18 protein-coding genes are annotated in these 15,963 nt (G+C 67.2%); 5 read left to right on the top strand and 13 right to left on the bottom strand.

Annotated elements, in window-relative coordinates; all coding sequences use genetic code 11:
* Positions 1–12: 12 nt before the first annotated feature.
* The 5 genes from ACZLZQ_RS02590 to ACZLZQ_RS02610 form a co-directional block, all read right to left on the bottom strand.
* Positions 13–756 (bottom strand): CpaD family pilus assembly protein, encoded by a 744-nt coding sequence (locus ACZLZQ_RS02590; RefSeq protein WP_472932113.1) that lies wholly within the window; start codon positions 754–756, stop codon positions 13–15.
* On the bottom strand, positions 753–2,360 hold the full coding sequence (locus tag ACZLZQ_RS02595; RefSeq protein ID WP_472947991.1) for a type II and III secretion system protein family protein: 1,608 nt from the start codon (positions 2,358–2,360) through the stop codon (positions 753–755). The genes ACZLZQ_RS02590 and ACZLZQ_RS02595 overlap by 4 nt, the downstream gene beginning before the upstream one ends.
* Positions 2,361–2,368: 8 nt before the next feature.
* The gene (gene cpaB, locus ACZLZQ_RS02600) at positions 2,369–3,184 is read right to left on the bottom strand and encodes a Flp pilus assembly protein CpaB (RefSeq protein WP_472947992.1); all 816 of its coding nucleotides are present in this window, start codon (positions 3,182–3,184) and stop codon (positions 2,369–2,371) included.
* A 140-nt stretch (positions 3,185–3,324) separates the two neighbouring features.
* Positions 3,325–3,834 (bottom strand): A24 family peptidase, encoded by a 510-nt coding sequence (locus ACZLZQ_RS02605; RefSeq protein WP_472947994.1) that lies wholly within the window; start codon positions 3,832–3,834, stop codon positions 3,325–3,327.
* 86 nt (positions 3,835–3,920) lie between these two features.
* On the bottom strand, positions 3,921–4,097 hold the full coding sequence (locus tag ACZLZQ_RS02610) for a Flp family type IVb pilin (protein WP_472932109.1): 177 nt from the start codon (positions 4,095–4,097) through the stop codon (positions 3,921–3,923).
* 232 nt (positions 4,098–4,329) lie between these two features.
* On the opposite strand from ACZLZQ_RS02610, the gene ACZLZQ_RS02615 reads away from it, so the two are divergent.
* From ACZLZQ_RS02615 to ACZLZQ_RS02630, 4 genes are all read left to right on the top strand, one after another.
* Positions 4,330–4,812, top strand: a complete 483-nt coding sequence (locus tag ACZLZQ_RS02615) for a pilus assembly protein N-terminal domain-containing protein (RefSeq protein WP_472932108.1) — start codon at positions 4,330–4,332, stop codon at positions 4,810–4,812.
* Between the two features lie 148 nt (positions 4,813–4,960).
* Complete coding sequence (locus ACZLZQ_RS02620; protein ID WP_472947995.1) at positions 4,961–6,157, top strand: phosphopentomutase; 1,197 nt, start codon at positions 4,961–4,963, stop codon at positions 6,155–6,157.
* A gap of 133 nt (positions 6,158–6,290) precedes the next feature.
* Positions 6,291–6,920, top strand: a complete 630-nt coding sequence (gene upp / locus ACZLZQ_RS02625; RefSeq protein ID WP_472932106.1) for a uracil phosphoribosyltransferase — start codon at positions 6,291–6,293, stop codon at positions 6,918–6,920.
* 123 nt (positions 6,921–7,043) lie between these two features.
* Positions 7,044–7,586, top strand: coding sequence for a retropepsin-like aspartic protease family protein (locus ACZLZQ_RS02630; RefSeq protein ID WP_472947996.1), 543 nt, complete (start codon positions 7,044–7,046; stop codon positions 7,584–7,586).
* Between the two features lie 7 nt (positions 7,587–7,593).
* Here ACZLZQ_RS02630 and deoA read toward each other — a convergent pair whose 3' ends face one another.
* The 7 genes from deoA to ACZLZQ_RS02665 are packed head-to-tail and all read right to left on the bottom strand — an operon-like array spanning position 7,594 to position 14,313.
* Positions 7,594–8,910, bottom strand: a complete 1,317-nt coding sequence (gene deoA, locus ACZLZQ_RS02635) for a thymidine phosphorylase (protein ID WP_472947997.1) — start codon at positions 8,908–8,910, stop codon at positions 7,594–7,596.
* A gap of 58 nt (positions 8,911–8,968) precedes the next feature.
* The gene (locus ACZLZQ_RS02640; protein ID WP_472947998.1) at positions 8,969–9,766 is read right to left on the bottom strand and encodes a purine-nucleoside phosphorylase; all 798 of its coding nucleotides are present in this window, start codon (positions 9,764–9,766) and stop codon (positions 8,969–8,971) included.
* Positions 9,763–10,155 (bottom strand): cytidine deaminase, encoded by a 393-nt coding sequence (locus ACZLZQ_RS02645; RefSeq protein WP_472947999.1) that lies wholly within the window; start codon positions 10,153–10,155, stop codon positions 9,763–9,765. Before ACZLZQ_RS02645 ends, ACZLZQ_RS02640 begins: the two co-directional genes overlap by 4 nt.
* 45 nt (positions 10,156–10,200) lie before the next feature.
* Positions 10,201–11,169 (bottom strand): ABC transporter permease, encoded by a 969-nt coding sequence (locus ACZLZQ_RS02650; protein ID WP_472948000.1) that lies wholly within the window; start codon positions 11,167–11,169, stop codon positions 10,201–10,203.
* The gene (locus ACZLZQ_RS02655; RefSeq protein ID WP_472948001.1) at positions 11,169–12,308 is read right to left on the bottom strand and encodes an ABC transporter permease; all 1,140 of its coding nucleotides are present in this window, start codon (positions 12,306–12,308) and stop codon (positions 11,169–11,171) included. Before ACZLZQ_RS02655 ends, ACZLZQ_RS02650 begins: the two co-directional genes overlap by 1 nt.
* A complete protein-coding gene (locus ACZLZQ_RS02660; protein WP_472932099.1) occupies positions 12,305–12,790 on the bottom strand; it encodes a VOC family protein in 486 nt (161 codons plus the stop codon). The genes ACZLZQ_RS02655 and ACZLZQ_RS02660 overlap by 4 nt, the downstream gene beginning before the upstream one ends.
* Positions 12,787–14,313, bottom strand: coding sequence for an ABC transporter ATP-binding protein (locus ACZLZQ_RS02665; protein WP_472948002.1), 1,527 nt, complete (start codon positions 14,311–14,313; stop codon positions 12,787–12,789). The genes ACZLZQ_RS02660 and ACZLZQ_RS02665 overlap by 4 nt, the downstream gene beginning before the upstream one ends.
* A 175-nt stretch (positions 14,314–14,488) precedes the next feature.
* Between ACZLZQ_RS02665 and ACZLZQ_RS02670 the strand changes: the two genes are divergently transcribed.
* Positions 14,489–14,692, top strand: a complete 204-nt coding sequence (locus ACZLZQ_RS02670) for a SlyX family protein (protein WP_472940339.1) — start codon at positions 14,489–14,491, stop codon at positions 14,690–14,692.
* 166 nt (positions 14,693–14,858) lie between these two features.
* On the opposite strand, the gene ACZLZQ_RS02675 is transcribed toward ACZLZQ_RS02670, so the two are convergent.
* Positions 14,859–15,860: a BMP family lipoprotein gene (locus ACZLZQ_RS02675; protein WP_472948003.1), complete on the bottom strand. Its 1,002-nt coding sequence runs from the start codon at positions 15,858–15,860 to the stop codon at positions 14,859–14,861.
* Positions 15,861–15,963 lie beyond the last annotated feature (103 nt).

The raw sequence follows: 15,963 nt of genomic DNA on the forward strand, positions 1-15,963 counted from the left end.
TCGTTTTCCCGCCTACCAGTCGTAGTCAGTTTCGGTGTTCGACCGGTCCGAAGCCGTCGCGGCACCCCGGCGGTAGTCGCTCAGCATGTTGGTGCGGCGTTCAGCGTCGATCTCGCCGAGGCCGCGCGGCTCCAGGAGATCGCGCGGATCGGCGATCTGCGCGGCAAGGTTCTGCTGGCTGGCGCAGCCGAAGTTGAAGTAGTTCTTGTTCTCGTGGGTATCGCCGAGGTCTTCCGGCCAACGGCCGCAGCGCTCGGTCGCGGCCTTCAAGGTAGCGAACGACAGCCGGATCGGCGACGGCCCATTGAAACCGGCGGTCCGGTAGGGCTGCACCAGGATGCGGTCGGCCTTGATGCCCTCCCGGCGCAAGGTGCGGATCACGTCGCGGGAAGCGAGTTCAGCCGCCCCCGCATTCTCGGAGCCCGAGGGCAGGAGCACGCGGATGGCAGCCGAGCCCGAGCGCAGGAAGCGCGTCGCGAAATGGCTGATCCGGTCGCGCGAGGCCGACGGCAGGCGGCTCTCCGACGAGACGACCGGGATGTCCAGCGTCTCTTCCGCCTCGCCGACGGTGATCGGGTGGCGGGTGCGGTAGTCGTCGGGGATGGCGCCGACCTCGATCGAGTGCCGGTCGGCACAGCCGCCGAGGAGCGCGAGACCCGCCAGCAGCATCAAGGCGGGAGCGGCACGCCGCCCCTTCCCCGGGGCAAGGCGCGGCGGGAACGGCGACAGGACGGAGACTTTCCTCGAAGCGCTCATTTGTAGATGTATCCGACAACGCCGTGGTACCGGCCGGGGGGGAGCTTGGTTTCCATCGCGCCGTAGACGCGGTTGATGCGGCCGAGGAAATTGCCGGCGCCATCGGAGGAGAAGTTGAGCCCGTCATCCGGCCGCGCGAGCTTCGCGCGGGCGGTCGGGCGCACCAGATAGGGCGTGACGATGATCACCAGCTCGGTCTCGTAGCGCTGGAAGTCGCGGCTGCGGAATAGCGTGCCGAGCACGGGGATCTTCGACAGGCCAGGATAGCCGGAGATCACCTGGCGTGTCTCGTCGCGCACGAGACCGGCAATCACTAAAGAACCGCCCGAGGGCAACTCGACCGTCGTATCGGCCATGCGTTTGCGCAAACCGATTACGTTTACGCCAGGTGCCAGACCGGCGGGCAAGGAGTAGGGGGATTCGAATGTCGGTTCCGAAACGCTGGTGCGCAACTTCAAACTGATGCGGCCCGGAGACAGGACTACGGGAGTGAAATCGAGACCAATTCCGTAATCGATCTTTTTGCTCTGATAAGTCACAGTACCCGGAATTTGGCGCTCGATGGTCTTTCCGTTGACTTCGACATACTCAACCGTCGCCGCTTCTTCGTCCTTACCGTCTGAAACAGTAAATTCGCCACCGACCTTGAAACTGGCCGACTCGCCGGAGATCGCCGTCAGGCTCGGTTCAGCGAGGGTCCGCATGACACCTGCCTGCTCGAGCGCTGTCAGCTGCCCCTGGATACCGGTCGGATCTGTCGAGTTGGTAAAACTGTCGATTGTTCCACCAGAGCTGGAAATTGCCTTTCCGAGGCCGAAGGGGCTGTCTGAGATCGTAGAGAATTTCATCCCGTCGACGACGCCCTTAGCGATGCCGTTTAGACCCAGCTGCTTGATCACCGAGCGTTGCACTTCCGCCACGGTAACCTTCAGGGTCACCTGATCGTCGCCCTGGATCTGCAGGAGGTTGACGATCTGGCTCTGCCGGCGGTTTTCCTGTGCAAGGGCGACGGCGCCGCCCTCGGGGCCCGCGCCGGAGGTTGCCGACTTGATGTAGGAGCCGGTCGTCGCCTCGCCGCCGGTGAGGTAGATCTCCGCCAGCTGCACGGCGCGGGCGGCGTCCTGCGGCGTCTGCACGGTGCCGGTCAAAACGACGTTGTCGTTGAGGATCTCGACCTTGACGTCGGCATCGGCGACGTATTTCCGGATCGAGCTCTCGAGCCCGGAGATGTCGCGCTCGATCCGGAGATCGAGGACGGCGATCTCCTTGCCGCGGGCGTCGAAGATGAAGATGTTGGTCTGGCCGATCTGCTTGCCGAAGATGTAGATGCGCCGGGCCGTCCGGGTCACCGCGTCGGCGACGGCCGGGTTGGCGACGAGGATGTCGTGCGCGTCGACCGGCAGGTCGATGACCTTCGACTTGTCGAGGCCGAGGCTGATCGTCTGCTGCGGCCGGTTGACCTGGACGATCGAACTGTTGGCCGCCGCCGCCGGGGACACCGAGGCGACGACCGGCGAGAGCGCGGTGGTGAGCGCCATCAGGCCGGCGAGAAGGCTGCGGGCGCCCGATGCACGGCGAAGACGCGTCTGTGGTGAGATCAGCATGGCGCTCGTCACTTCTTGGTCGTGATGTCGGACGTCTGGCCGTAGCGGACCAGGCGAATGCGGTTCGGGCTCTTCTCACCCTCGAGAAGGAAGGCGGCATAGCCCGCGGAGCCGGGGATCGAGTCCTCCAGCGAGCGCAGCGCGAGGACCAGCTTTTCGGCGATCGGCTGGGCGGCGATCAGGGCTTCGGCTTGTGTCGGATCGACCTCCAACGTCGCTGTCGAGCCGACGACGACCTTCGTGCCGTCCTGCTCTTCGATCGTCTGGTCGATGGCGAGGACGCGCAAATTGCGCAGGATGGTCTCGGTGTCGTAGGTGCCGGCCACCTGCCCGTCGACCTTGCGCCGGGTCATGATGATGTCGACATGGTCGTTCGGCAGGATGAAGCCGCCGGCGGACGTGTCGGCCGAGATCTGGATGGCGATGGCGCGCTTGCCGGCGGGCAGGATGGCCGACATGAAGCCGCGATCGGTCTTGATCAGCTTGCTTTCGCGCACCGGCTCGCCGCTGAAGAACGACTGCCGGGCGACGGAACCCTTCAGCTCCTCGATTGCCTCCGGGCGCGTCGTCCTCAGGATGAACGTGCTGCTGACGCCGTCTTCCGGCCATTTCTGCCAGGTCAGCGCGTCGGCGATCGACGAGCCCATCGGCACATCCTTCGACGCGACGAGCACTTCGGTCAGCTTGATCGGGGGTTCGGCGGGCGCCGCCGTGATGATCACGGGCTCGGCGGACTCCTGCGACGACATGGTCATGGCCAGAAGTCCGGCACCGCCCGCGGCGAGGATCGCTATTCCGAGCACCGCAAGGCGGGCGATATTCATGTCCAACCCTCTCTCGAGCACCCGCGGAACACGGGCAGGTTGGACATCTTATGGGGGACAAACCCTCACTATATGGTTAACGAAGCCCTACGCCCTGGCAGACCTGGTGACGCTTTGTTCAGGCTTCCGCAAGGACCGGTTCACCCCATGCTTTGGAGGGCGTACTCGATCCAGGCGCTCGAGGAATAACTGGTCAGCCCAGCCGCGCCGAGCGCGATGCCGTAGGGGATACCGGTCTTCTGGTCGAGCAGATGGTCGACGAAATCGATGCCGGTCGCAGGGACGAGATTGATCCGTATCGCCAGCAGGCCAAGCGTCAGGAAGCCGCCGTAGACGCTGCCGATGGCAAGATATTCCATCAGGGTCTGGCTTGGTCCGAACCACAAAGCGGTCGCAGCCACGAGTTTTGCGTCGCCGCCCCCCATCCATCCCGCGGCAAAGAAGCCGAAGGTGACCGTGAGGCAAACAAGGGCGATACCAATATGCATCGCCATTTCGAACGCCGGCACCCCAAGCGCCAGCGACAGTGCGATATAGGCGACCGACAGGATCACCGGAACGCGGTTGGAAATGGTCATCGAGACGAGGTCGGAAAAAGCCGCGTAGATCATCGCGAACGGAAAGATGACCAACAAGGCGGCCGCCAGCATCGACTAAAACCCTTTTTACGGAGGGAACGTGGTGAGGCCGAAAGCCTCACCACCATCCCACACAGTTACTTCAATTCGTCTGACGTTTAGGCGCCCTTGCCGGAAAGCTTGCCCGCGATGTTGTTGAACACGGTGGTCAGGTTGGTGCCGACAAGGGTCACGGCAGTGATGATGACGACGGCGATGAGGGCGGCAATGAGGCCGTACTCGATGGCGGTCGCGCCGGATTCATTCTTGGCGAAGCGCTTGATCAGGTTGGACATGGAAAGCTCCTTGGATCCGTGTGGGGAAACTGGCCCGGCGACGCGGTCTCGTCGGTCGGATGAGGTCACCCTAGCGGCGGCTGATTTCGATCGTTTTAAAGAATAAGCTTAATTTATCCCGAAAAATATGTTGGTGGCTGAACGACTTATCAGGGCTGCCGTCCGCTTAAACCTTCATTCACCAAGCCATGCTAGGGAAGAAGCCTTAACCAGCGTCAAGGCGGGCTCTCTCATGTTCAGGCACAGCCGCGTCATCTTCGCCGCGATCGCCATCGCCGCATCCGGCGCGGCCTTCATCATCCCGGCATCGGCCGCTCCGGCCACGGCCGCCGACGGGCGCCTCCACGTCTCGGTCGACCATGCCCGCGTCCTGAAGATCGACCGCGCGGCAGAGACGGTGATCATCGGCAACCCGTCGATCGTCGACGTCACCGTGCACGATTCCACCACGCTGGTTCTCACCGGACGGTCCTACGGCATCACCAACCTCGTCATCCTCGATGGCGACGGCAAGTCGATCGTCGACGAGGAAGTGGCTGTCCAAAGCTTTGAGGCGGGCACCGTCCGCATTTACCGCCAAGCCGAACGGACGACGCTGGCCTGCCTGCCGACCTGCGAGCCGACGGTGACCATTGGCGACAACGAGACCGCCTTCGCGGGCGCCTCGGGCCAGTTCACCGCCCGCCAGACCATGGCGACCAGCGGCAACAAGTAACGGGTCAACCCATCGGGGCCGTCGCGGGGGCCGATAACGACACGACTGCCAAGGCAGCCATGCGGCATCCGCGATTCCCCCTCCCCCGCCGATGTCGTAGACTGGCCGCCCGCGCCGGAAGCCTCGGCGCGCTGTGGGAGAAGATGTCGTGGGCCGTGCCGTTCTCATCGTGATGGATTCCTTCGGGATCGGAGGGGCGGCAGATGCCGCCGCCTATGGCGATGTCGGCGCCGATACGCTCGGCCATATCGCGCAAGCCTGCGCATCCGGCCGAGGCGATCGCCCCGGCCTGCGGCAAGGTCCACTCGCCTTGCCGCACCTCGTAACGCTCGGGCTTTTCCAAGCCGCCGGGGCACCGACGGCAGGCGGCGCGCCGAGCGGTCTCTGGGGCTCGGCCGGCGAGGTCTCGCGCGGCAAGGACACGCCGTCCGGCCACTGGGAGATCGCCGGCGTTCCCGTCACCTTCGACTGGGGCTATTTCCCGCAGACGATTCCGACCTTTCCGGCCTCCCTCGTCCAGCAGCTGATCGACGACGGCGACCTTCCGGGCATCCTCGGCGACCGCCATGCCTCGGGCACCGAGATCATCGCGGAGCTCGGCGAGGAGAGCATCCGCACGGGGAAGCCGATCGTCTACACCTCGGCCGACAGCGTGCTGCAGATCGCCGCGCACGAGACGCATTTCGGTCTGGACCGGCTCTACGCGCTCTGCGAAAGCGCGCGAAAACACGTCGACCCGCTGAATATCGGCCGGGTCATCGCTCGCCCCTTCACCGGCGAGACGGCCGAAAACTTCCGCCGGACCGCCAACCGGCGCGATTATTCCGTGCCGCCGCCGGAGCCGACGCTGCTCGACCGGGCGGTCGCGGCCGGCCGCCGCGTGATCGCCATCGGCAAGATCGGCGACATCTTCGCTCACCAGGGCGTCAGCGAGGTCCGCAAGGGTGACGGCAACATGGCATTGTTCGATGCGCTTCTCGGCGCTCTGGACGATGCTGAAGACGGCGACCTCGTCTTCGCCAACTTCGTCGACTTCGACTCGCTGTTCGGCCACCGCCGCGACGTCGCCGGCTATGCTGCCGCGCTCGAGGCCTTCGACGCCCGGCTGCCGGAGCTCTTCGCCACCCTCCGCCCCGGTGATCTCGTCCTCGTCACCGCCGACCACGGTTGCGACCCGACCTGGCCCGGCACCGACCACACCCGTGAGAACGTGCCCGTGCTCGGCTTCGGCCCGGGCGTCGCCCCCCGCGGGATCGGCCACCGCAAGAGCTTTGCCGACATCGGCGAGAGCATGGCCGCCCATCTCGGACTGCCGCCGGGGCCGCACGGCACGAGCTTTCTCTAGAAGGTTCGGCAGGAAGGGCGCGAAAAGCGTGGAGTTTGGCGGTCTAGGCCCGTGTGCGGGCGCCGCCGCGCTTGGCGCGCGCGCCTCCACCGACTAGGTTCGGCCCGAGAAATTCCGAGGAAAGGTTTGCGGCATGGACGGCGTTACCGTTATCGATCACCCGCTGGTCCAGCACAAGCTGACGATCATGCGCGACAAGGAAACCTCGACGGCGAGCTTTCGCCGGCTGCTGCGCGAGATCTCGACGCTGCTCTGCTACGAGGTGACGCGCAATCTCGACCTCACCACCAAGCGGATCGAAACGCCGATGGTGGCGATGGATTCGCCTGTCCTGGAAGGCAAGAAACTGGTCTTCGCCTCGATCCTGCGCGCCGGCAACGGCCTGCTCGAGGGCATGCTCGACCTCGTGCCGGCCGCCCGCGTCGCCCATGTCGGCGTCTACCGCGACCACGAGACGCTGATGCCGGTCGAATACTACTTTAAGGCGCCGGAAGACCTTGCCAGCCGTCTCGTCATCGTCGTCGACCCGATGCTCGCCACCGGCAATTCGGCGATCGCTGCCATGGACCGGCTGAAGGAGCGCGGCGCGAAGAACATCCGCTTCCTCTGTCTGCTGGCGGCCCCCGAGGGCATCGAGCGCTTCCGCGCGGCGCATCCCGACATCGCCATCTACACCGCCTCGATCGACAGCCACCTCAACGAGCAGGGCTACATCGTCCCGGGCCTCGGCGATGCCGGCGACCGGATGTACGGCACCAAATAGCCGTTAACCGCTCGGCAACCCTTTCGGCAATCGCCGCCGGACGCACGGCGCAGCGTTAATGAAAGGCGTGACAGGGTTTGGCCATGGCTCCTCGTGGGGAGCGTGGGCGGAGCTTGAGATCGAATGCAGAAAGTCGTGGTGTTCATGGCGGGCGCCGCCGTCCTGGGTTTCCTGTTTCCCTCGACCTTTGAGCGCTACCAGAAGCGGATGGCCGACGAGCAGCGGGCGGAGGCGGTCACCGCGGCGCCCGCGGTGGTGGAGGTCGCCGCCCGGCCAAACGCCCCTCCCTTGTTGTCCGGTCGCGCCCGCATCGACGCCGATCCGGACGGGCACTTCCGCACGGCGGCGCGGATGAACGGACGCCCGGTGCCGGTGCTGATCGATACCGGGGCGACCTATGTCTCGATGAGCGAGGCCACCGCCCGCCAGCTCGGCATCCAGCTTTCCGCCGCCGACTACCGACACAAGGCGCAGACCGCGAACGGCGAGACCGCCGTGGCGCTGGCCCGGCTCGACCGGATCCAGATCGGCAATGTCGCCGTGGACGACGTGGACATCATGGTCGCCCGCGGCACCGGGCTGCCGACGACGCTGCTCGGCATGAGCTTCCTGTCCAAGCTGAAACGCTTCGAGGTCCAGTCGGATCAGTTGAGCCTGGTGCAGTAGGCGCGGATTAGCCGAAGCGCGTCAGCACCGCCGGCCGGACGGCGACGGCGTCCGCTGCGATTGTATACGCTTTCTGGATACGATCCGCGGCAGCCTGCGCCGCCTCCGCCGAGCGCGCATGGATCCGGCAGAGCGGGTCGCCCGGCATCAACCGCGCGCCGAGGCCGACGAGGTCGGTCAGCCCGACCGCGTGGTCGACCGAATCCTGCGGCCGTGTCCGGCCACCGCCGAGGGTGACGACGGCAAGGCCGAGCGCCCGCGTATCGACGGCCGTGACATAGCCGCCCGCCACGGCGCCGACGTCGCGGATGATCTCGGCTTTCGGCAGGTAGGCGCCGAAGCGCTCGACGAAATCGGCGGGCCCGCCGAGCGCTGCGACCATCCGCCCGAACACCTCCGCGGCCCGGCCATCGCCAAGCGCCGCCTCGGCCTTGCGCCGCCCCTCGCCGGCGTCGGGCGCAAGGCCGCCGAGCGCCAGCATCTCGCCGGCGAGCGCCAGCGTGACATCGAGCAGCCGCGCGTCCTGCCGGTCGCCGGTGAGGAAGCGCACGGCGTTCTCGACCTCGACGGCGTTGCCGGCGGCGGAGGCGAGCGATTCGTCCATGCCGGTGAGGAGCGCGGTGGTCCTGAGGCCTGCGCCGTTGGCGACCTCGACGAGGCTTGCCGCCAGCGCCGCCGCATCCTCCTCCCGCGCCATGAAGGCACCTGAGCCGGACTTCACGTCGAGCACCAGGCCCTGCAAGCCCGCCGACAGCTTCTTCGACAGGATCGAGGCGGTGATCAGCGGGATCGATTCCACCGTCGCGGTAACGTCGCGGATGCCGTAGAAGCGCTTGTCGGCCGGGGCGAGGCGCCCGGTCTGGCCGATCACCGCGCAGCCGACCTCGGCCACCGTCTTGCGGAACAGCGCATTGTCGGGGGTGACGGAATAACCGGGGATGGACTCCATCTTGTCGAGCGTGCCGCCGGTATGGCCGAGGCCGCGGCCGGAGATCATCGGCACCGCCCCGCCGCAGGCCGCGACGATCGGCGCCAGCATCAGCGAGACATTGTCGCCGACGCCGCCGGTCGAATGCTTGTCAAGGATCGGCCGGTCGAAGCCCGACCAGTCCAGCGTATCGCCGGAATCGCGCATCGCCTCGGTCAGCGCCACGGTCTCGTGCTTCTGCATGCCATTAAAGAACACCGCCATCGCGAACGCCGCGACCTGTCCCTCGGTGACGCGCTCACCCTCGAAACCGGCGATGAAGGCCTTGATGTCCTCGGCCGCGAGCGTGCCGCCGTCGCGCTTCTCGCGGATGATTTCCTGGGGGAGACGGGTCATCGGCAAAGGCCTTTCTTCAGGCGGCAGGCAAGAAGTGAGCAAGGAAGCATCGCCGGTCTCAGAGAAACCGCGGCAGGGCCGCCTTGAGGATGCGGGCAAGGATCGCCCCGCCCCGCGGCGCCACGTCCTTGGTCTCGGCATGCGAGAGCTCGGCGCCGGTCATGCCGGCCCCGTAATTGGTGATGACCGAGGCCGCCACGACCTTCAGGCCGAGGAAGCGGGCGAGGATCGTCTCGGGCACCGTCGACATGCCGACGGCGTCGGCGCCGAGGATGCGGGCCATGTTGACCTCGGCCGGCGTCTCGAAGGACGGGCCGGAGAACCACATGTAGACGCCCGCCGACAGCGGCACGTCCACTTCCACGGCGGCTTCCTTCATCACCCGGCGGAGGTCCTCGTGATAGGCCTCGGTCATGCCGGTGAAACGCGCGTCCGTCGGCTCGCCGATCAGCGGGTTCTCGCCGGAGAAGTTGATGTGGTCTTCGATCAGCATGACCGCCCCGGGGCGGATCTCGGACCGCAGCGATCCCGCCGCATTGGTGAGGACGAGGATCGAGACACCCAGCGCCTTCAAGGCCTCCAGCGCCGGCCGCATCGCCGCGGCATCGCCCTTCTCGTAGTAGTGCACGCGGCCCGACAGGAGGAGGACGTCGACGCCGTTTAGCCGCCCGGCCACAAGCTCCCCGGAATGGCCGCTGACGCCGCTTTGCGGGAAGCCCGGGATCTCGGCGTAAGGGATCGCCAACGGGTCCTCGAGTTCACCGACGAGCCCGCCAAGGCCGGAGCCGAGGATCAGGGCGATCCGCGCCTTGCGACCGCCAAGCTTCGCCTTCAGCGCTTCGATGTCGACGCTCATCCCAGGTTCTCCGCCGCAAAGCCGCGCGGGAACAATTCGCCGAGCGAAATGGTCTCGCGCACGCCCGTCTCGTCGCAGAGATGCACCTTGGTCTCCGGCGTCCCGAACTCGGCGATGCGCTGGCGGCAGCCGCCGCAGGGCGTGCACAGCGCCAGCTTCTCGGCGAGCACGGCGATCTCGGCGATGCGCCCGCCGCCGTCCATCACCATCTGGGCGATCGCCGTGGTCTCGGCGCACCAGCCTTCGGGAAAGCTCACCACCTCGACGTTGCAGCCGGCAAACAGCCGGCCGTCGCGGGTGCGGATCGCCGCACCCACCGGAAACTTCGAATAGGGTGCATGCGATTTTCGCAGGGCCGAACGGGCCAGCGAGAACAGGTCTTCGGACATCACGTTTCCTTTGCGGTAGGGCCGAAGCCGGTGCGGATGGCGGAACTACCGCTCCTTCACATAGGGCACGCCGCCGGCCTTCGGCGGCACCGCCTTGCCGACGAAGCCGGCGAGCAGCACCACGGTCAGGAGGTAGGGCAGCGCCTGGACGAACTGCACCGAGACCTGACCGACCACCGGCAACTCGACGCCCTGGATGCGGATCGACACCGCGTCGAGAAAGCCGAAAAGGAGGCATGCGAACATCACCGGCACCGGCCGCCATTTCGCGAAGATCAAAGCGGCGAGCGCGATGTAGCCCTTGCCGGCGGTCATGTCACGGTTGAATCCGGCCGACTGCGCAAGCGCGAGATAGGTCCCGGCGAGCCCCGTCAGGACGCCGCAGACGATCACCGCGCGGTAGCGCAGGAAGGCGACCGAGATGCCGGCCGTGTCGACCGCCGCCGGGTTCTCGCCGACCGCCCTCAGCCGGAGGCCGAAACGGGTGCGAAACAGCACCCACCAAGCCAGCGGCACCATCAGGAAGGCGACGTAGACGAGGACGTTCTGCCCCGACACCAGCGTCTGGTAGATCGGCCCCAGGACCGGAATGGTGCCGATCGTCTCGGCCCCCGGCAGCGTCACCGCGCCGAAGCGCGCGCTTTCCGGCAGCGAGGGCGTGCGCCCGCCTTGCCCGTACCAGTTCTGTCCAAGCAGCACCGTCAGCCCGATCGCGACGAAGTTCAGCGCCATGCCGGAGACAATCTGGTTGCCGCGGTAGGTGATCGACGCCAAGCCATGCACCAGCGCGAAGCCGACGGCGGCAGCGACGCCCGCGGCAAGGCCGAGCAGTGCCGAACCGGTCGCCGCGGCCGCGACCGCCGACGCGAAGGCGGCAATCAGCATCTTGCCCTCGAGGCCGATGTCGAACACCCCTGCCCGCTCGGAATAGAGCCCGGCGAGCGCGGCGAGGAGCAGCGGCGTCGACAGCCGGATCGCTGAATCGGCGACGTTGAGAATCACGCCGAAATCCATCACACGCGCTCCCCGGCTGCGACCGCCGGCGTCTTCGCCCGCGGCGACAGAAAGCCGTAGGCGATGCCGACACCCGGCCGGATCATGTTCTCCAGCGCGCCAGCGAACAGGATCACCAGACCCTGGATGATGACGATCATGTCGCGCGAGATCGCCGGCATGTCGAAGGCGAGTTCCGCCCCACCCTGGTAGAGCACGCCGAAGAGCAGCGCCGCGGGCAGGATGCCGGCGGGATGGCCGCGGCCCATCAGCGCCACCGCGATGCCGACGAAGCCGGCGCCCTCGGGAAAGTCGATCTGCAGCCGCGCCTGGTCGCCCATCACCGGGTTCAGCGCCATCATGCCGGCGAGTGCCCCCGACAGCGTCATGGCGATGAGGATCAGCCGCGTCTCCGACATGCCGGCATAGCGCGCCGCGCTCGGCGAATGGCCGAGGGTCCGCAGCTCGTAGCCGAGCCGCGTTCGCCAGATCAGCACCCAGACGGCGAGCGCGGCGACGAGCGCGATGAGGAAGGTGACGTTCAGCGGCGCGCCGCCGAGGTCGAGGCCGATCATCTCGAACAGGCCGGTCAGCTTCGGCGCCTGTCCGCCCTCGGCGAAGGTGCGGGTCGCCGGCTGCATCGAGCCCGCGAGCTTCAGCGGCCCGACCAGCAGATAGTTCATCAGGCTGGCGGCGATGAAGTTGAACATGATGGTGGTGATGACGATGTGCGCGCCGCGCCTTGCCTGCAGCAGGCCGGGCATAAAGGCCCAGAGCGCGCCGAAGGCGGCCGACGAGAGCACCGCGACCGGCAGCGTCACCCACCAAGGCGCGATGTCTCCCAGGCTCAGCGCCACGACCGCGACGCCGAGCCCTCCGAGATAGGCCTGGCCCTCCCCACCGATGGTGAAGAGGCCGGCGTGGAAGGCGACGGCGACGGCAAGCCCGGTGAAGATGAAATTGGTGGTGTAGTAGAGCGTGAAGCCGATACCCTCGCCGTAGCCGAAGGCGCCGCGCCACATCAGCTCGGCCGCCTCGACCGGGCTCTCGCCCACCGCCAGCACCACGAGGCCGGCGACCGCGAAGGCGAGCACGACGTTGAGCAAGGGAATCAGGCCGAAATCCACCAGCGGCGGCAGCTTGGCATAGGGACGGCTCATGCAAGGCCTTTCGCGGCGGCGGCTTCTTCGGCGCCGCTGTCTCTCGTCGGCTTGCCGAGGTCAAGATGGCCTTTCTTGGTCAGGCGGAAGAAGGGATTGTGCGCCAGTTCCCAGAGATGGCCGTCGGGATCGGCGAAATAGCCGGAATAGCCGCCCCAGATGGTCGGCTCCGGCGGCTTGATCGGCCGCGCCCCGGCCGCGGTGGCGGCTTCGAACACCCGGTCGACATCGGCCTCGCTTGGAAAGTTCACCGCCAGCGCCGTGTTGGGGAAAGGCACGTCGCCTTGGCTCGACAGGCCGACATCGGCTGCAAGATCGCGCCGCCCGAACAGCGAGAGCACCATGCGCTCGCCTTGCAGGAAGACGACGCCGTCATTGCCGGCGCTGGTGCGCGTCCAGCCGAGGGCGACGTAGAAGCGCGCCGCCCGGTCGAGATCGTCGACCGCCAGCGTCACCAGCGAAATCCGGGCGTCGCGCATCATGCCGCCACTTCCCTCCCGATGCCGGCCATCAGCAGGCCGAGCTGGTTCTCCGCCGCACCCGCAGCGCATTCGCCGACGATCCGCCCGTCGAACATCACCAGGATGCGGTCCGAGAGGGCCTGGATCTCGTCGAGCTCGACCGAGACGAGGAGGATCGCCTTGCCGGCATCGCGCATGGCGACGATGCGGCGGTGGATGAACTCGATGGCGCCGACGTCGACGCCGCGCGTCGGCTGGCCGATGAGCAGCACCGCGGGGTCGCGCTCCATCTCGCGGGCAAGCACGATCTTCTGCTGGTTGCCGCCGGAAAAATTCGCGGTCTTCGCCCGGCAGTCGGCGGGTCGGATGTCGTAGGCCGCGATCTTCTCCGACGCGTCCCGGCGCATGGCGGCGAGATCGAGCAGGCCGTTTCGGCTGAAGCGGGGATCGCCGTGATAGCCGAGCATGGCGTTCTCCGCCTCCTCGAATGCCAGCACGAGTCCCATGTGGTGGCGGTCCTCCGGCACGTGGGCAAGGCCCATCCGCCGCATCTCGGCGGGATCGACGGCGCCCGACGCCGGGTCGATCTCGCGGCCGAGCAGCGTCACCGCTCCCGCCTCGGCGCGGCGGATCCCGGCCAGCGCCTCGAGCAGCTCCGACTGGCCATTGCCCGCGACCCCGGCAATGCCGACGATCTCGCCGGCCCGCAGCTCGAACGAGATGTCCTTCGCCATCGCGACGCCGCGCCCGTCCCGCACCGTGAGGCCGCGCACGGCAAGCTTGACGGGGCCCGGGGTCGCCGGCGCCTTGTCGACCCGCAGCAGCACCCGGCGGCCGACCATCAGCTCGGCGAGCTCGGCGACGTTGGTTTCGGCCGTCCGGCGCGTCGCCACCATCTCGCCGCGGCGCATCACCGAGACGGTGTCGGTGACATCCATGATCTCGCGCAGCTTGTGGGTGATGAGGATGATCGTCTTGCCCTCGTCGCGCAGCTGCCGCAGCACGCCGAAGAGGTGATCGGCCTCGGCCGGCGTCAGGACGCCCGTCGGCTCGTCGAGGATCAGGATGTCGGCGCGCCGGTAGAGGCTCTTCAAAATTTCCACCCGCTGCTGCAGGCCGACGGGCAGCTCGCCGACCACGGCATCGGGGTCGACGTCGAGCGCGTGCTCGCGCGCCAGCCGCTTCAGCTCGGCCCGCACCTTGCCGATGCCGGCGCGCAGGAAAGGCGACTGCTCGGCGCCGAGCATGACATTCTCGACCACGGTGAAATTTTCGACCAGCATGAAGTGCTGGTGCACCATGCCGATGCCGGCGGCGATGGCGGCTGAGGTGTCGGCGATGGCGACGGGCTTGCCGCCAACGCGGATTTCGCCGGCATCGGCCTGGTAGAAGCCGTAAAGGATCGACATCAGCGTCGACTTGCCGGCGCCGTTCTCGCCGACGATGCCGTGGATCGAACCCTTCTCGACCGTCAGGCAGATGTCGTGATTGGCACGCACCGCGCCAAAACTTTTGCCGATCCCGATGAGTTCGATGGCCGCCATGCCTGCTCCCTTGTGCCGGCGAAGTTTAAGGGGCCCGCCGCCGGAAGGCCAGCCTCCCCGCGCCGCCGGCCGGCCGGCATCCACCAGGGAACGGCCTCGACAAGACCGGCCGCTTCGTGATCTTGGGCCGGCGCGCCGGCAGCCTTCAGTGCGCCGAGACCGACGGGGACATGCCATGACCGACACCGACCGCATCGATGCGCTGGAGATGACGCTCGCCCACCAGCAGCAGGTGATCGACGATCTTTCGGCCGAGGTCCAGCGCCAGGGCGAGGCGATCGATCGCCTGCTGAAGGCGGCCCGCAGTCTCGGCGACCGCTTCCAGGCACTGGAGGACATGGCCCCCGCCCCCGAGCAGACCAAGCCGCCGCATTACTGAAGACGGGGCCATCTCCCCACCCGAGGGGGAGATCGCCGGCAGGCCAGAGGGGGCGACGTCGGGCGGGGCGGCTTCCCGCTTGAGGCGCTGCCGCCACGTCGGGGGAGCAGATCTCGCCCCCCCTCTGCGTGCCAGCATCTCTCCCTCAAGGGGAAGTCAGCTCACCTCAATACGGGCAGGCGCTGTCCGAATTGTAGTTGTGAACCTTCACCGTGCCGGCGACGATGTCGGCCTTTGCCTTCTCGACCGCGGCCTTCATTTCCGGCGTGATCAGCGCCTCGTTGTCCTTGTCGAGCGAATAGCCGACGCCGTCATCGGCGAGGCCGAGCGTCACCGCGCCCGCGGTGAACTTGTCGTTCGCCGCATCGTCGAAGGCCTTGTAGACGGCGTTGTCGACGCGCTTGACCATCGAGGTCAGGACATGGCCGGGATGGAGGGCATTCTGGTTGGAATCGACGCCGATGCCGAACTTGCCAGCGTCGCTGGCGGCCTGCAGCACGCCGATGCCGGTGCCGCCGGCGGCATGGAAGATCACGTCGGCGCCTTGGTCGATCTGCGATTTCGCGAGCTCGCCGCCGCGCACCGGATCGTTCCAGGCGGAGCCGGTCGTGCCCGTCATGTTCTGCAGCACCTTGGCGTCGGCCTTGGCGGCCTTCACGCCACCAACATAGCCGCAGGCGAAGGTGCGGATCAGCGGGATGTCCATGCCGCCGACGAAGCCGACCGTGCCGGTCGCCGACTTCATGCCGGCGAGGATGCCGACGAGATAGGAGCCTTGCTCCTCGGAGAACAGCACCGAGCGCACATTGGGCAGGTCGACGACGGAATCGATGATGACGAACTTCGTCTCCGGAAACTCCTTGGCGACCTTCTCGATCGCCGCGGCCTGGCTGAAGCCGATGCCGACGATCGGCGAGGCACCGCGCTGGGCGAAGCGACGCAGCGCCTGCTCGCGCTGCGAATCGTTCTGGATCTCGAAGTCGCGGTATTCGGTGCCTTTGTCCTTCTTGTATTTCTCGGCGCCGGTGTAGCCGGCCTCGTTGAACGACTTGTCGAACTTTCCGCCCATGTCATAGACCACGGCCGGGCTGATCTCAGCCGCCTCGGCCGTCGGCAGGCTCGCGGTCAGGACGGTCGCAGCCAGAAGGCCCGCCACAAAGTTTTTCATCTCGCTCCAGATCCTTGCGATGGGCAGCGGCGCCGCCCCGTTGAGCCGGCGGGATCGCCCTCAATCCCGGCCTTCAAGGCGCGAGACTGGCATGCGCGGGGTG

This window comes from Mesocryomonas lacus (assembly GCF_055730105.2).

Bases quoted from the DNA above. Each gene is read 5' to 3' on its own strand.
- ACZLZQ_RS02590 (WP_472932113.1), bottom strand. From the start codon at position 756: ATGAGCGCTTCGAGGAAAGTCTCCGTCCTGTCGCCGTTCCCGCCGCGC.
- ACZLZQ_RS02595 (WP_472947991.1), bottom strand. From the start codon at position 2,360: ATGCTGATCTCACCACAGACGCGTCTTCGCCGTGCATCGGGCGCCCGC.
- cpaB (WP_472947992.1), bottom strand. From the start codon at position 3,184: ATGAATATCGCCCGCCTTGCGGTGCTCGGAATAGCGATCCTCGCCGCG.
- ACZLZQ_RS02605 (WP_472947994.1), bottom strand. From the start codon at position 3,834: ATGCTGGCGGCCGCCTTGTTGGTCATCTTTCCGTTCGCGATGATCTAC.
- ACZLZQ_RS02610 (WP_472932109.1), bottom strand. From the start codon at position 4,097: ATGTCCAACCTGATCAAGCGCTTCGCCAAGAATGAATCCGGCGCGACC.
- ACZLZQ_RS02615 (WP_472932108.1), top strand. From the start codon at position 4,330: ATGTTCAGGCACAGCCGCGTCATCTTCGCCGCGATCGCCATCGCCGCA.
- upp (WP_472932106.1), top strand. From the start codon at position 6,291: ATGGACGGCGTTACCGTTATCGATCACCCGCTGGTCCAGCACAAGCTG.
- ACZLZQ_RS02630 (WP_472947996.1), top strand. From the start codon at position 7,044: ATGCAGAAAGTCGTGGTGTTCATGGCGGGCGCCGCCGTCCTGGGTTTC.
- deoA (WP_472947997.1), bottom strand. From the start codon at position 8,910: ATGACCCGTCTCCCCCAGGAAATCATCCGCGAGAAGCGCGACGGCGGC.
- ACZLZQ_RS02640 (WP_472947998.1), bottom strand. From the start codon at position 9,766: ATGAGCGTCGACATCGAAGCGCTGAAGGCGAAGCTTGGCGGTCGCAAG.
- ACZLZQ_RS02645 (WP_472947999.1), bottom strand. From the start codon at position 10,155: ATGTCCGAAGACCTGTTCTCGCTGGCCCGTTCGGCCCTGCGAAAATCG.
- ACZLZQ_RS02650 (WP_472948000.1), bottom strand. From the start codon at position 11,169: ATGGATTTCGGCGTGATTCTCAACGTCGCCGATTCAGCGATCCGGCTG.
- ACZLZQ_RS02655 (WP_472948001.1), bottom strand. From the start codon at position 12,308: ATGAGCCGTCCCTATGCCAAGCTGCCGCCGCTGGTGGATTTCGGCCTG.
- ACZLZQ_RS02660 (WP_472932099.1), bottom strand. From the start codon at position 12,790: ATGATGCGCGACGCCCGGATTTCGCTGGTGACGCTGGCGGTCGACGAT.
- ACZLZQ_RS02665 (WP_472948002.1), bottom strand. From the start codon at position 14,313: ATGGCGGCCATCGAACTCATCGGGATCGGCAAAAGTTTTGGCGCGGTG.
- ACZLZQ_RS02670 (WP_472940339.1), top strand. From the start codon at position 14,489: ATGACCGACACCGACCGCATCGATGCGCTGGAGATGACGCTCGCCCAC.
- ACZLZQ_RS02675 (WP_472948003.1), bottom strand. From the start codon at position 15,860: ATGAAAAACTTTGTGGCGGGCCTTCTGGCTGCGACCGTCCTGACCGCG.